Raw genomic sequence first — 12,784 nt, 5'->3', positions numbered from 1 at the left:
TGGTGCGGCCGCTAGGCTGAGGCACCATGGCCAGTCTGGACCCCGACAACATCAACGCCGTCTTCAAGGCGTACGACGTCCGCGGCACCGTCCCGGACCAGATCGACGAGGCCCTGGCGGCCGCGACCGGGCGCGCGTTCGTGCAGGTGCTCGACGCCGACCGGATCGTGATCGGGCACGACATGCGCCCCTCCTCGCCGGCCTTGGCCCAGGCCTACGCCGAGGGTGCCGCCGCCCAGGGTGCCGACGTGGTCCTGATCGGCCTGGCCTCCACCGACCAGCTCTACTTCGCCTCGGGCCACCTCGGCATCCCCGGCGTGATGTTCACCGCCAGCCACAACCCGGCGCAGTACAACGGCATCAAGCAGTGCCGCGCCTTCGCCGCCCCGGTCGGGATGGAGTCCGGCCTGGCCGAGATCCGCAACCTGGTGCTCTCGGCCCAGTTCGCCGAGCCGGCCGCCACCCCGGGCACGATCAGCACCACCGACGTCCTCGGCGCGTACGTCGACCACCTGCTCGCCCTGGCACCGGTGACCGGTCGCCCGCTCAAGGTCGTCGTCGACGCCGGCAACGGCATGGCCGGGCACACCGCCCCCGCCGTCTTCGCCCAGCTGCCCCAGATCGAGGTCACCGAGCTCTTCTTCGAGCTCGACGGCACCTTCCCGAACCACGAGGCCAACCCGATCGAGCCCGAGAACCTGGTCGCGCTGCAGGCCAAGGTCCGCGAGACCGGCGCCGACATCGGACTGGCCTTCGACGGCGACGCCGACCGCTGCTTCCTGGTCGACGAGCGCGGCGAGCTGGTCTCGCCCTCGACCCTGACCGCTCTGATCGCCGCCCGCGAGCTGGCCAAGGACCCCGGCGCCAGCATCGTGCACAACCTGATCACCTCCCGCGCCGTGCCCGAGATCGTCACCGAGCTCGGCGGCACCCCGGTGCGCACCCGCGTGGGCCACTCCTTCATCAAGGCGGTGATGGCCCAGACCGACGCCGTCTTCGGTGGCGAGCACTCGGGTCACTTCTACTTCCGTGACTTCTGGCGGGCCGACTCGGGGATGCTGGCCGCCCTGCACGCGCTGGCCGCCCTGGCCGAGACCGACGCCCCGCTGAGCGCCCTGCTGGCGCCGTACGAGCGCTATCCGCTGTCGGGGGAGATCAACTCCACCGTTCCCGACGCCCAGGCCGTGATCGCCGAGCTCAAGGCGACGTACGCCGGCCGCGACGGCGTCACCATCGACGAGCTCGACGGGCTGAGCGTGAGCCACCCCGACTGGGCGTTCAACGTCCGTGCCTCCAACACCGAGCCGCTGCTGCGGCTCAACGCCGAGGGCATCGACACCGCCACCATGCAAGCCATTCGCGACGAAGCGCTCGCGATCATCACGAAGGATGTCCAGTGACCAGCCCCTCCCTCGGCCTCGACGCCGCCCTGCTCGAGATCATCGTCTGCCCGCAGTGCCACGGCGAGCTCACCCCGCGCACCGAGACCAGCTTCGAAGGCGCCAACGGCGAGCTGGTCTGCCAGGGCAGCTGCGGCTACGCCTACCCGGTCAAGGACTCCATCCCGGTCCTCCTCGTCGACGAGGCCCGTAAGCCCGCCTGACGATGTACTTCGACGAGGCCCGGCTCGATGATGCGGCTGTGCTCGGCACGGCCGATCTTCGGTTGCGCGGCCTCGCCGAGTCCGGTGCCCGGGTCCGCCGGGAGGCGACCGCCGTCGCCGAGGTGCTCGCGCACCTGCCCGAACGGCTCCGGGAGCGACCCCGGGCGGTGATCCTGATCGGCTCGGGCGCCCGCCTGGTCGAGCTGGCCGGGGCGATCTCCGCGCCGGTGCCGATGGTGGTCTGGCGAGGCGTCGGACTGCCCGGCTGGGTCGGCGCCCTCGACCTGGTGCTGGCGGTCGCCCCCGACGGCGGCGACCCCGAGCTCGCCCTGACCCTGGCCGAGGCCAGCCGGCGCGGGTGCCGCGTGGTCGCCTCGGCGCCGGAGTCCTCGATCCTGGCCGACCACGTCAGCGGTGCCGACTCGGTGCTGCTGCCGGTCGCCACCGCCGACGCGTTCGCGGTCGGGGTGGCGGCGCTCGACTTCCTCGCCGCGCTGCGCCTGACCGCGCCCCCGGGCGTGCAGGAGATCGCCGACGTGCTCGACCGGGTCGCCCTGGAGTGCACGCCGTTCCGCGAGTTCAGCCTCAACCCGGCCAAGCTCTGCTCGATCGCGCTGAGCGAGTCGGTGCCGCTGGTCTGGGGCGGGTCGGTGCTGGCCGCCGACGCCGCCCGGCAGGTCGCGGTGCTGCTGCGCCGTGCCGCGGGACGGCCGGCCCTGAGCGGTGACGCCGACGGACTGCTGCCGATCCTGGAGGCGACCCGGGTGGCGTCGATCTTCGACGACCCGATCGAGGACGGCCTGGCCGCCCGACCGGCCCTGCTCCTGCTCGACGAGGGCGTCGAGCACGCCTCCTCGCCGGCACTGCTGGCCGAACGACGGGCGCTGGTGGGCTCCGCCGACGCCCGCACGATCCGGGTCGAGGTGATCTCGGCCGAGAGCGGGGGAGCGCTGGCCCGCTACGCCCACCTGCTGCTCTCGGGGCGCTACGCCGCCGAGTACCTCCACCTCGGGTTCGCCGCCGAGTGAGGAACCGGCCGCCCGGTGAGCGGGCGGCGACCGAGGAATCGTTACCCTTCGCACCATGAGCGCGGGCCTTTTCGGACTCCTGGACGACGTCGCTGCGATCGCCAAGCTGGCGGCCGCCTCCCTCGACGACGTCGGGGCGGCAGCAGGCCGGGCCACGGCGAAGACCGTCGGCGTGGTGATCGACGACACCGCCGTCGCGCCGCAGTACGTCGCCGGCCTCAAGCCCGACCGTGAGCTGCCCATCGTCGGCCGGATCGCGCTCGGCTCGATCCGCAACAAGCTGCTGATCATCCTCCCGATCGCACTGCTGCTCAGCCAGTTCGCCTCCGGGGTGATCCCGGTGATCCTGATCTGCGGTGGCCTCTACCTCTGCTTCGAGGGCGTGGAGAAGGTCGTCGAGGCGCTGCGTGGCGGGCACGAGGAGACCGAGGTTGCCCTGGTCGACGCTGCGGCCGAGAAGAGGATGGTCGCCGGGGCGATCCGCACCGACCTGATCCTGTCCACCGAGATCATGGTGATCGCCCTCAACGAGGTCGCCGACGAGTCGATCTGGACCCGGCTGATGATCCTGGTGGTGGTCGCGGTCCTGATCACCATCGGGGTCTACGGCGTGGTCGCCGCGATCGTGAAGATGGACGACGTCGGGCTGCACTTCGCCCGCGGCGAGCGTCCGCTGCTGGCCCGCTTCGGTCGCCGCCTGGTCACCTTCATGCCGGTGCTGCTCACCTCGCTGTCGGTGATCGGCACCGCGGCGATGATCTGGGTCGGCGGCCACCTGATCCTGTCCAGCAGCCACGAGCTCGGCCTGCACCAGCCCTACGGCTGGGTGCACGACGTCCAGCACTCGATCAGCCACCACGTCAGCGGGATCGGCGCGATCCTCGGCTGGGTCTTCAACACCCTGGTCTCCGCCGCGATCGGCTGCGTGATCGGTGCGATCGTGGTCGGCGTGCTGCACCTGATCCCGCGCAAGGGACACTGAGATGACCCTCGAGCCGGGGCGGCCGACCTCGGGACAGGCAGCACCGGGACAGCCGGCGCCGGGCGCCGAGGCGTTCGAGGCGTTCTTCGAGGCCGGGGTCGTCCCCGAGGTGGTCGAGCAGACCGAGCCCGAGGAACCGGCCGCCCAGGAGCCCATCGGCGGCTGGCTCGACCGGCTCGCCGGCCACGGCGCGAACCCCGGTGGCGGGGCCGGGGCGGCCCTGATGGCGGCGACCGGCCTGGCCCTGGCCGAGATGGTGGCGACGTACGACGATCGCACGCTGGCCCTGGTCGAGCAGACCCGTCTGCTGCGCGAGCGTGCGGTCACCCTGATCGACGAGGACGCCCGGGCCTCGGCCGACCTGGCGCTGGCCTGGCGGGCCAAGCTCGCCCACCTGCCCGACACCGCCCGCGAAGGCGCCCGGACCAGCGCCGAGATCCTCGGCCTCGGGGTGGCGGCGCTGCCGCTGCTGGCCGAGCTCGAGGAGCGGGGCAACCCGGTGCTCCGCGCCGACATCGCCGCAGCCGCCGCCGGTCTCGGGGCCGCTGCCCGGATCGCCGGGATCAACCTCGCCGCGAACCTCAGGCTGGCCGGTGAGAGCGCCGGCCCGATGGCCGAGATCCTCGCGGCGCACCGCGAGATCGTCGCTCGTCTCGATGCGGTGGTGGACCGCGTTCGTGGGTAGCCTGATCAGGTGCTGCGCGGGAGATCCCGAACGAGTGCAGATGCACCGCAGTCCACAACTTCGGACATGAAGGATGCATTCATGGACTACAAGGTTGCTGACCTGAGCCTGGCCGCGTTCGGCCGCAAGGAGCTCACGCTCGCCGAGCACGAGATGCCGGGCCTGATGGCGCTGCGCGCCCGCTACTCCGAGACCAAGCCGCTGGCCGGTGCCCGCATCGCCGGCTCGCTGCACATGACCGTCCAGACCGCCGTCCTGATCGAGACGCTGACCGCGCTCGGCGCCGACGTCCGCTGGGCCTCGTGCAACATCTTCTCCACCCAGGACCACGCCGCCGCTGCGGTCGTCGTCGGCCCCGCCTCCTCGGGCGGCACCGTCGAGGCTCCCGCCGGTACGCCGGTCTTCGCCTGGAAGGGCGAGACCCTGGCCGAGTACTGGGACCTCGCCGAGAAGGTCTTCGACTTCACCGACGCCGAGGGCAACCCGGTCGGCCCGAACCTGCTGCTCGACGACGGCGGCGACATCACGCTGCTCGTGCACAAGGGCGTCGAGTTCGAGAAGGCCGGCTCCGTGCCGTCCGTCGACAGCACCGACAACGCCGAGTTCAAGGAGGTCCTCCGGGTCCTGGCTCGCTCCGTCGAGGCCGACCCGACCCGCTGGACCACCATCGCCAACGGCATCAAGGGCGTCTCCGAGGAGACCACCACCGGCGTGCACCGCCTCTACGAGCGGTTCAACGACGGCGCCCTGCTGTTCCCGGCGATCAACGTCAACGACGCCGTCACCAAGTCGAAGTTCGACAACAAGTACGGCACCCGCCACTCCGCCATCGACGGCATCAACCGCGGCACCGACCTGCTCATCGGCGGCAAGGTCGCCGTGGTCTGCGGCTACGGCGACGTCGGCAAGGGCACCGCCGAGGCACTGCGTGGCCAGGGCGCTCGCGTCATCGTCACCGAGATCGACCCGATCAACGCTCTCCAGGCTGCGATGGACGGGTACGCCGTCAAGCGCCTCGAGTCCGTCGTCGGCGAGGCCGACATCTTCATCACGACCACGGGCAACTTCAACATCATCCGGGTCGAGCACTTCGAGAAGATGAAGCACAACGCCCTGGTCGGCAACATCGGTCACTTCGACAACGAGATCGACATGGCCGGTCTGGCCGCGGTCCCGGGCATCGTCAAGGACAACATCAAGCCGCAGGTCGACACCTGGACGTTCCCCGACGGCAAGTCGGTCATCATCCTGTCCGAGGGTCGTCTCTACAACCTCGGCAACGCGACCGGTCACCCGTCCTTCGTGATGTCGAACTCCTTCACCAACCAGGTGCTGGCCCAGATCGAGCTCTTCACCAAGACCGACGAGTACGAGATCGGCGTCTTCGTGCTGCCGAAGAAGCTCGACGAAGAGGTCGCCCGCCTCCACCTCGACGCCCTCGGCGTCGAGCTCACCGAGCTCTCGGCCGAGCAGGCCGAGTACATCGGTGTGCCGGTGGAAGGCCCCTACAAGCCGGACCACTACCGGTACTAAGCGAGCAGGGATGACGAACACTCCTGAGGCGCGCGGGCGCATCCTCGTCGTCGACGACGATGCCTCCCTCGCCGAGATGCTGGCGATCGTGCTGCGTCAGGAGGGGTTCGACTCCCATGTCACCGGTCGGGGCGATGAGGCGCTGGAGGTCTTCCGCTCCTATCGCCCCGACCTGGTGCTGCTCGACCTGATGCTCCCGGGCCTGGACGGGATCGAGGTCTGCAAGCAGATCCGTGCCGAGTCCGGCGTACCGATCGTCATGCTGACGGCCAAGGGTGACACCGTCGACGTCGTGGTCGGGCTGGAGTCGGGCGCCGACGACTACGTCGTCAAGCCGTTCAAGCCCAAGGAGCTGATCGCCCGGATCCGCGCCCGGATGCGGCGCTTCGACCCGGTCAGCGCCGAGGCGCTCCAGATCGGCGACCTCAGCATCGACGTCGCCGGCCACGTCGTCAGTCGTGGCGGCGAGCCGATCGCGCTCACCCCCCTCGAGTTCGACCTGCTGCTCTGCCTGGCGCGCAATCCGTGGCAGGAGTTCAGCCGCGAGGTCCAGCTCGACCAGGTCTGGGGCTACCGCCACGCCGCCGACACCCGGCTGGTCAACGTGCACGTCCAGCGACTGCGCTCCAAGGTCGAGCACGACCCGGAGAACCCCGAGATCGTCCTCACCGTGCGCGGCGTGGGCTACAAAGCCGGCCAGTCCTAGCGGCACGGCTCACGGTCGCCATGTACCCGGGTTGGGGCAGCTTCTGGCGGCGCTCGCTCCAGGCGCGCGTCGTGATCAGCACCGTGCTGCTCTCCCTGCTCGCGTGCTCGATCATGGGCTGGTTCCTGGTCTCCCGGGTCCGCGAGGGCCTGCTGCACCACCGAGTCAGCGCCGTGGTGGCCGAGACCGCCACCGAGATCGACGACGCCAAGGACCGGCTCTCGGCCGCCTCCACGATCGACCGCGACTCCGCAGGCCAGCAGCGTGACCTGATCGAGCCGATGATCCAGCGCGGTGCGACCCGCGGCTACCAGGTCGTGATGGCCGGACCCCTCGCCGAGGGCGGCGGCAGGATCGCCGACGGCGGTGCCGAGTTCTCACCCGGCCTGGAGACCGCCAGCGTGCCCCGCTCCTTGGAGGACCACTTCCTCGCCGGCGACACCTCGACCGCCTGGACCTACACCACGATCAGGTCCTCGACCGGCGAGGGCACCACCCGCATCCCCGGGGTCGTGGTCGGCTCGCTGGTGACGCTGCCGGCCGACGGCAAGAGCTACGTCCTGTACTTCCTCTACCCGATGAGCGACGAGGCCGACACCCTCGCGCTGGTCAACCGCGCCCTGCTCGCCGCCGGTGCGCTGCTGCTGCTCTTCATGGCCGCCTCGGCCTGGCTGGTCGCCCGGCACGTCGTCACCCCGATCCGGATGGCCCGTCAGGTCGCCGAGCGGATCACCGACGGCCAGCTCCAGGAGCGGCTGGTCGTGCACGGCGAGGACGACCTGGCGCGACTGGCGCTGTCGTTCAACCAGATGGCCGACGCCCTGCAGCGCCAGATCCGTCAGCTGGAGGATCTCAGCCGGCTCCAGCGCCGGTTCACCAGCGACGTCTCCCATGAGCTCCGTACGCCGCTCACCACGGTGCGGATGGCGACCGACCTGCTGCACGACTCCCGCGACACGTTCGACCCGGCCTCGGCCCGGGCGGCGGAGCTGCTCCAGACCGAGCTGGACCGGTTCGAGCGGCTGCTCACCGACCTGCTCGAGATCAGCAGGTTCGACGCCGGTGCCGCAGCCCTGGAGACCGAGGACGTCGACCTGGTCGAGCTGAGCCGTCAGGTCGTCGAGGCAGCCCGCCCGCTGGCCGCCAAGCGCGGCCTGGAGATCCGGGTGATCGCCCCGCCGACGCCCTGCCTGGCCGAGGCCGACGCCCGTCGGGTGGAGCGGATCCTGCGCAACCTGGTCACCAACGCGATCGACCATGCCGCCCCGCCCGGGGAGCATCCCGGTGGCGACGTACTCGTGCAGGTCGCCTCCGACGACGCCGGTACGGCGGTCTCGGTGCGTGACTTCGGTGTCGGCCTGGCCCCGGGGGAGTCGGCGATGGTGTTCAACCGGTTCTGGCGTGCCGACCCGGCCCGGGCGCGCACCAGCGGTGGCACCGGTCTCGGTCTGGCGATCGCGTTGGAGGACGCCACCCTGCACGGCGGCTGGCTCCAGGCCTGGGGTCAGCCCGGGCACGGCGCGGTCTTCCGGTTGACTCTTCCCCGGCGCACCGGCTCGGTGCTCCGGCACAGCCCGTTGCCGCTGATCCCGGCGGGTGCGGGCACCTCGACGAGGGGGAGGCGATGAACGCTCGGTCCTGGCGTGCGGTCCGCGCCGCCCTCGCCCTGGCGGCGGTCGCCGTCCTCACCAGCGCCTGCCTCGGTGTGCCGACCGGGGGACAGGTCGTCTCCGTGGGCTCCGGCACCACCTCCTCCGGGGCGACCGGCATCGCCATCGACCCGCGACCGCCGCGCAAGGGGATGGGCCCCAACGAGATCGTCGACGGCTTCCTGGAGGCCCTGCTGGCGACCCCGTTGCAGACCAGCACCGCCGGCCAGTTCCTCACCGCCGACGCGCAGAAGGGCTGGAAGCCCGACGACCAGGTGCTGGTGTACTCCGGGAAGGCCTCGGCCGTCGCCTCCGGTGACGACGTCAGCGTCCAGCTCGGCCCGACCTGGCGGATCGACGGCCGCGGCGTGTGGCAGGGCGCGGTGGCGACCACCGAACGCCGGCTCACCTTCACCATGACCAAGGAGGACGGCCAGTGGCGCATCGCTGAGGTGCCCAACGCCCTGATCGTGCCGGACTGGTGGTTCGAGGGCCGCTACAGCCAGATGTCGCTGTACTACTTCAATGCCTCGGAGACCCAGCTCGTCCCCGAGCCGGTCTTCGTGCCACGCGGCAACGAGCTCGCCACCGTCCTGGTCCGCGACCTGCTGCTCGGGCCGGGCAAGGAGCTGGAGGGCCTGATCCACTCCGTCGTGCCCGCCGACGTCTCCCAGGGGCTCTCGGTGCCGATCGACGCCAACGGGGTGGCCAGCATCGAGCTCAGCGGCAACGGCGACGACCAGGTCCGCTCGGCCGACGCCACCAACAAGCTGATCGCCCAGCTCGCCTGGACCCTGCGTCAGGACTCCGATATCTCCCGGATGCAGCTCTCGATCGGCGGCCAGCCGGTCTCGCTGAGCAACGGCCGCACCGAGTTCGACGTCTCCAGTGCCGGGCCGCAGTTCGACCCGGCGGGCTACCAGTCCAGCCCGTTGCTGTTCGGGGTCAAGGACCGCAAGGTCGTCGCGGGCACGCTGCCGCAGCTCTCCTCGACCCGCGGCCCGCTCGGTCAGAGCCGGCACGACCTGCGCAGCATCGGCGTCGACCTGAGCGGCACCCGGATCGCCGCGGTGACCGGCTCGGGCCAGGAGGTGCTGCTGACCGCGACCACGAAGCAGGACGAGCCGGTGACGACCGTGCTGCGCGGCGGCCGTGACCTGCTCAAGCCGGTCTGGGACGGCGAGGGACGGCTCTGGCTGGTCGACCGCCGCCGGACCGGAGCCCGGATCAGCGTGGTCGCCGACGCTCAGACGCGGCAGGTCACGCTGCCGGGGATCAGCGGTGCCGACGTACGCCGGCTGCTGGTCTCACGCGACGGCACCCGGGTGCTGGCCGTGGTCCGCAACGGGATGGTGGACCGGGTCGTGGTCAGCCGGATCTCGACGTCGAGCGACGGCGTGATCGGGGCTGTCGGCGAGGCCCGGGTGGTCAGCAGTGACCTCGGCGAGATCGACGACATGGTGTGGGCGTCCCCGACCAGCGTCACGGTGCTGCACCGCCTCGACGACTCCGCCCGGGTCACCACACTGCCGGTCGACGGCGCCGGTGTCGCCCTGATGCCCGGCGGCACCTTGGTCGGGCAGGTCCTCTCCGGACTGATCGGCTCCCCGGCGTCGGGGCAGCCGACGTACGGCGTCGACGGTCGCGACCTGATCAGCCTCTCGACGGTGGGACGCGACGAGACCATCGCCCCAGGAGTCACAGCCCTGACCTACGTCGGCTGACAGGCGCCGTCCTCGTCGACGTTGTCCACAGCCCCGGTGAGGCCGGTGGTGCGGCAGTGCTCGCGCCGATGGACTGGGGAGGTGTCCAGCTCCGCCGTCGACGCCCTGACCGACCTCGCGCTGGGCACCCGCTGCGTCGGGTGCTCGCGGCCGGGACGACTGCTGTGCCCGGGATGCCGCGCCGCGCTGCCGACCCGGGCGCACCTGGCCTGGCCCACCCCGACGCCACCGGGTCTCGCGCCGCCGTTCGCCCTCGGCCCGTACGACGGCACCCTCCGCGCCCTCGTCCTCGGGCTTAAGGAGCACCGGCTGTGGAGTCTGGCCGAGCCGCTGTCGGCCCTGCTCGCGGCCTCGGTGAGGGACCTGCAGGAGGCCCTGGGGCCACCCGGGCCGATCGTCCTGGTCCCGGTGCCCTCACGCCCTGCCAGCGTCCGGGAGCGGGCCCTGGACAGCACCTGGACGATCACGCGCGGTGCCGCGGCGCTGGCCGGCTCCACCCGGGACTGGGGGCACGGGACCGGGCCCGGGACCGGCGCCGTGCTCGCGGTGCCGTTGCTCCGGATGCGGCCGGGGGTGCGGGACCAGGCCGGGCTCGATGCCCAGGACCGCCACGCCAACCTGACCGGCTCGATGCGCTGCAGTGCCACGACCCTGCGACGCCTGGCCCGGATCACCCCGCGGGCCTCGGTGGTGGTCTGCGACGACGTCCTCACCACCGGCTCCACGGCCCGGGAGGCCCAGCGAGCCCTGGCCGCCGTCGGCCTGCCGGTGGCAGGGATCGCGGTGGTCGCGGCGACCGTGCGCCGTCATCCGGGAGGTGATTCTCAGTAAGTCCTTGGTCCCGAATCCGGGCCAGGGGTTGGCCCGAGCGCCGGGGCGGTCTAACGTCTCTTCATGGAGTCCGTTCGGGTCCGTGATTGCGTCGCACAGGCGCCCGGTTTCCGAGCCCCAGTGCGACAAGCCGATGCCAGTCGCAGGCAAAACGGCCCACGTAATCCGAGCCACCTGGTGGCGAGGGGAGCATGGTGCGGCTTAGTCGTAAGTCCTGCCCGGCCCACGCGATCAGATATCGCGTACCGGCCGGAGACGGTGGCGTGGCAGGTAAGCCGCCAAACCGCAGCAGGCGAGTGTGGGGTCAAAGATCAGGTCGGCCGGGCGGATCTCCATGCCCTCAGGAAGGTCCAGCAACACCAGCTCCACTCAATCCGGCGTTGAATCGCCGGGCCTAGGAGGTCCTCATGGACATTGTTGTCACGGCTCGCAACTGCGAGGTCACCGACCGGTTCCGCACGCATGTCACCGACAAGCTGCTCCGGCTCGAGAAGCACGACCACCGGTTGATGCGGGTGCATGTCGAAGTCGACTGCGAACCCAATCCGCGCCAGAACAAGGGCGCCGTCCGCGTCGAGCTCACCGCCTACTCCAAGGGCCCCGTGGTGCGGGCCGAGGCGTGTGCCGCGGACAAGATGGGAGCTCTCGATCTCGCCTTGGACAAGATGACGGCGCAGATGCGCCGTGCCTCCGACCGTCGTCGCGTGCACCGTGGGCGTCGTGCCCCGGTCTCGGTCGGCCAGGCGCTGGCCTCGGTCAGTGCCCCGGTCGACGGCGCCGCGATGGAGACGAGCGGTGACGAGGAGCGCCAGGTCGGTCCGATCACCGTGATGGGTGACGGGCCCCTGGTGGTGCGGGAGAAGGTCCACCCGGCGACCCGGATGACGTTGGACCAGGCGCTCTACGAGATGGAGCTGGTCGGGCACGACTTCTTCCTCTTCGTGGACAAGGAGAGCGAGCGTCCGTCGGTGGTCTACCGACGCCGCGGCTACGACTACGGCGTGATCGGACTAGACCTGTCCGAGTGACGCGGAGCAGATAGCCCGTTCGGGTGGTCCTGGGACGCCACAAGGCGAACCGGACCACCCGAACGTGCCATGATGAGCACATGTCCGTCGCGTCCGTAGCCCCGATCAGGGTGCTCATCGTTGATGACCAGGAGCTCTTCCGGCGCGGCCTGATGATGGTGCTCGGCAGCGAGACCGGGATCGAGATCGTGGGGGAGGCCTCCGACGGGGACCAGGGTGCCGCGCTGGCCGCCCAGACCGCCCCCGACGTGGTCCTGCTCGACATCCGGATGCCGCGTCGCACCGGCCTGGAGGCGTGCTCGGCGATCAAGGCGGCGGTGCCGTCGGCCAAGATCATCATGCTCACCGTCTCCGACGAGGAGGCCGACCTCTACGACGCCGTGAAGTCCGGCGCCAGCGGCTACCTGCTCAAGGATTCCTCGGTCGAGGAGGTCGCCCAGGCCGTCCGCGTGGTCGCCGACGGCCAGTCCCTGATCAGCCCCTCGATGGCGGTCAAGCTGATCGACGAGTTCAAGCAGATGTCGCGCCCCGAGCGTGAGTCCGGCGGCGGCTTCAAGCTCACCGAGCGCGAGCTCGAGGTGCTCCGACTGGTGGCCAAGGGGCTCAACAACCGCGAGATCGCCAAGCAACTCTTCATCTCCGAGAACACCGTGAAGAACCACGTCCGCAACATCCTGGAGAAGCTGCAGCTGCATTCCCGGATGGAGGCCGTGATGTACGCCGTCCGCGAGAAGCTCCTCGACCTTCCCTGACGCCCGGCGGGCACGCTGGCGGCGTTGGCGACGCTCGACGACCGCTGCGCTCTGAAGGTCGCCTTCGCGTCGCCGCCTTGCCAGCGCACCCGCCGGACGCCAGGGGCCTGTCTGGTCGGGAACTGAGTTCCTAAGGAACGTCAAGCCACCTGGACGCTCGTAGGCTTGGTGTTGGCGGGCCGAGATGTTGGAGCGCTTTGCGACTTCTGTGACTCTCGGTCCGCCGCCTGCTTGCGTCGTTCGTGCATGCGCTTGTGTCGCAC

The 12,784-nt window shown here is 70.8% G+C and carries 12 protein-coding genes; all 12 read left to right on the top strand.

Going from position 1 to position 12,784, the window contains the following annotated elements; translation table 11 throughout:
• Window positions 1-26 precede the first annotated feature (26 nt).
• Window positions 27-1,400: a phosphomannomutase/phosphoglucomutase gene (locus Q1V88_RS15170; protein WP_300682133.1), complete on the top strand. Its 1,374-nt coding sequence runs from the start codon at window positions 27-29 to the stop codon at window positions 1,398-1,400.
• Complete coding sequence (locus Q1V88_RS15165) at window positions 1,397-1,603, top strand: Trm112 family protein (protein WP_300682132.1); 207 nt, start codon at window positions 1,397-1,399, stop codon at window positions 1,601-1,603. Before Q1V88_RS15170 ends, Q1V88_RS15165 begins: the two co-directional genes overlap by 4 nt.
• Window positions 1,604-1,605: 2 nt before the next feature.
• On the top strand, window positions 1,606-2,631 hold the full coding sequence (locus Q1V88_RS15160; protein ID WP_300682131.1) for an SIS domain-containing protein: 1,026 nt from the start codon (window positions 1,606-1,608) through the stop codon (window positions 2,629-2,631).
• 55 nt (window positions 2,632-2,686) lie between these two features.
• Window positions 2,687-3,613, top strand: a complete 927-nt coding sequence (locus tag Q1V88_RS15155; RefSeq protein WP_300682130.1) for a DUF808 domain-containing protein — start codon at window positions 2,687-2,689, stop codon at window positions 3,611-3,613.
• 1 nt (window position 3,614) lies between these two features.
• Complete coding sequence (locus Q1V88_RS15150) at window positions 3,615-4,298, top strand: cyclodeaminase/cyclohydrolase family protein (protein ID WP_300682129.1); 684 nt, start codon at window positions 3,615-3,617, stop codon at window positions 4,296-4,298.
• 81 nt (window positions 4,299-4,379) lie between these two features.
• Window positions 4,380-5,831: an adenosylhomocysteinase gene (gene ahcY / locus Q1V88_RS15145; RefSeq protein ID WP_300682128.1), complete on the top strand. Its 1,452-nt coding sequence runs from the start codon at window positions 4,380-4,382 to the stop codon at window positions 5,829-5,831.
• A 10-nt stretch (window positions 5,832-5,841) separates the two neighbouring features.
• Window positions 5,842-6,537 (top strand): MtrAB system response regulator MtrA, encoded by a 696-nt coding sequence (gene mtrA / locus Q1V88_RS15140; protein WP_300682127.1) that lies wholly within the window; start codon window positions 5,842-5,844, stop codon window positions 6,535-6,537.
• A gap of 20 nt (window positions 6,538-6,557) precedes the next feature.
• Window positions 6,558-8,165: an MtrAB system histidine kinase MtrB gene (gene mtrB, locus Q1V88_RS15135; protein WP_300682126.1), complete on the top strand. Its 1,608-nt coding sequence runs from the start codon at window positions 6,558-6,560 to the stop codon at window positions 8,163-8,165.
• Window positions 8,162-9,910, top strand: a complete 1,749-nt coding sequence (locus Q1V88_RS15130; protein WP_300682125.1) for an LpqB family beta-propeller domain-containing protein — start codon at window positions 8,162-8,164, stop codon at window positions 9,908-9,910. The genes mtrB and Q1V88_RS15130 overlap by 4 nt, the downstream gene beginning before the upstream one ends.
• Window positions 9,911-9,991: 81 nt before the next feature.
• The gene (locus Q1V88_RS15125; protein ID WP_300682124.1) at window positions 9,992-10,741 is read left to right on the top strand and encodes a phosphoribosyltransferase family protein; all 750 of its coding nucleotides are present in this window, start codon (window positions 9,992-9,994) and stop codon (window positions 10,739-10,741) included.
• Between the two features lie 407 nt (window positions 10,742-11,148).
• Window positions 11,149-11,769, top strand: coding sequence for a ribosome-associated translation inhibitor RaiA (gene raiA, locus Q1V88_RS15120; protein WP_300682123.1), 621 nt, complete (start codon window positions 11,149-11,151; stop codon window positions 11,767-11,769).
• 80 nt (window positions 11,770-11,849) lie between these two features.
• Window positions 11,850-12,521, top strand: coding sequence for a response regulator transcription factor (locus Q1V88_RS15115; RefSeq protein ID WP_300682122.1), 672 nt, complete (start codon window positions 11,850-11,852; stop codon window positions 12,519-12,521).
• Window positions 12,522-12,784 lie beyond the last annotated feature (263 nt).

The sequence above is a fragment of the Nocardioides sp. genome (assembly GCF_030150155.1).
GTDB lineage: Bacteria > Actinomycetota > Actinomycetes > Propionibacteriales > Nocardioidaceae > Nocardioides.
The sequence above is the reverse complement of the archived record's forward strand: the minus strand, read 5'-3'. Positions and strand labels throughout refer to the sequence as shown.

Bases quoted from the DNA above. Each gene is read 5' to 3' on its own strand.
- Q1V88_RS15160 (WP_300682131.1), top strand. From the start codon at position 1,606: ATGTACTTCGACGAGGCCCGGCTCGATGATGCGGCTGTGCTCGGCACG.
- mtrB (WP_300682126.1), top strand. From the start codon at position 6,558: ATGTACCCGGGTTGGGGCAGCTTCTGGCGGCGCTCGCTCCAGGCGCGC.
- mtrA (WP_300682127.1), top strand. From the start codon at position 5,842: ATGACGAACACTCCTGAGGCGCGCGGGCGCATCCTCGTCGTCGACGAC.
- ahcY (WP_300682128.1), top strand. From the start codon at position 4,380: ATGGACTACAAGGTTGCTGACCTGAGCCTGGCCGCGTTCGGCCGCAAG.
- Q1V88_RS15115 (WP_300682122.1), top strand. From the start codon at position 11,850: ATGTCCGTCGCGTCCGTAGCCCCGATCAGGGTGCTCATCGTTGATGAC.
- raiA (WP_300682123.1), top strand. From the start codon at position 11,149: ATGGACATTGTTGTCACGGCTCGCAACTGCGAGGTCACCGACCGGTTC.
- Q1V88_RS15155 (WP_300682130.1), top strand. From the start codon at position 2,687: ATGAGCGCGGGCCTTTTCGGACTCCTGGACGACGTCGCTGCGATCGCC.
- Q1V88_RS15130 (WP_300682125.1), top strand. From the start codon at position 8,162: ATGAACGCTCGGTCCTGGCGTGCGGTCCGCGCCGCCCTCGCCCTGGCG.
- Q1V88_RS15150 (WP_300682129.1), top strand. From the start codon at position 3,615: ATGACCCTCGAGCCGGGGCGGCCGACCTCGGGACAGGCAGCACCGGGA.
- Q1V88_RS15170 (WP_300682133.1), top strand. From the start codon at position 27: ATGGCCAGTCTGGACCCCGACAACATCAACGCCGTCTTCAAGGCGTAC.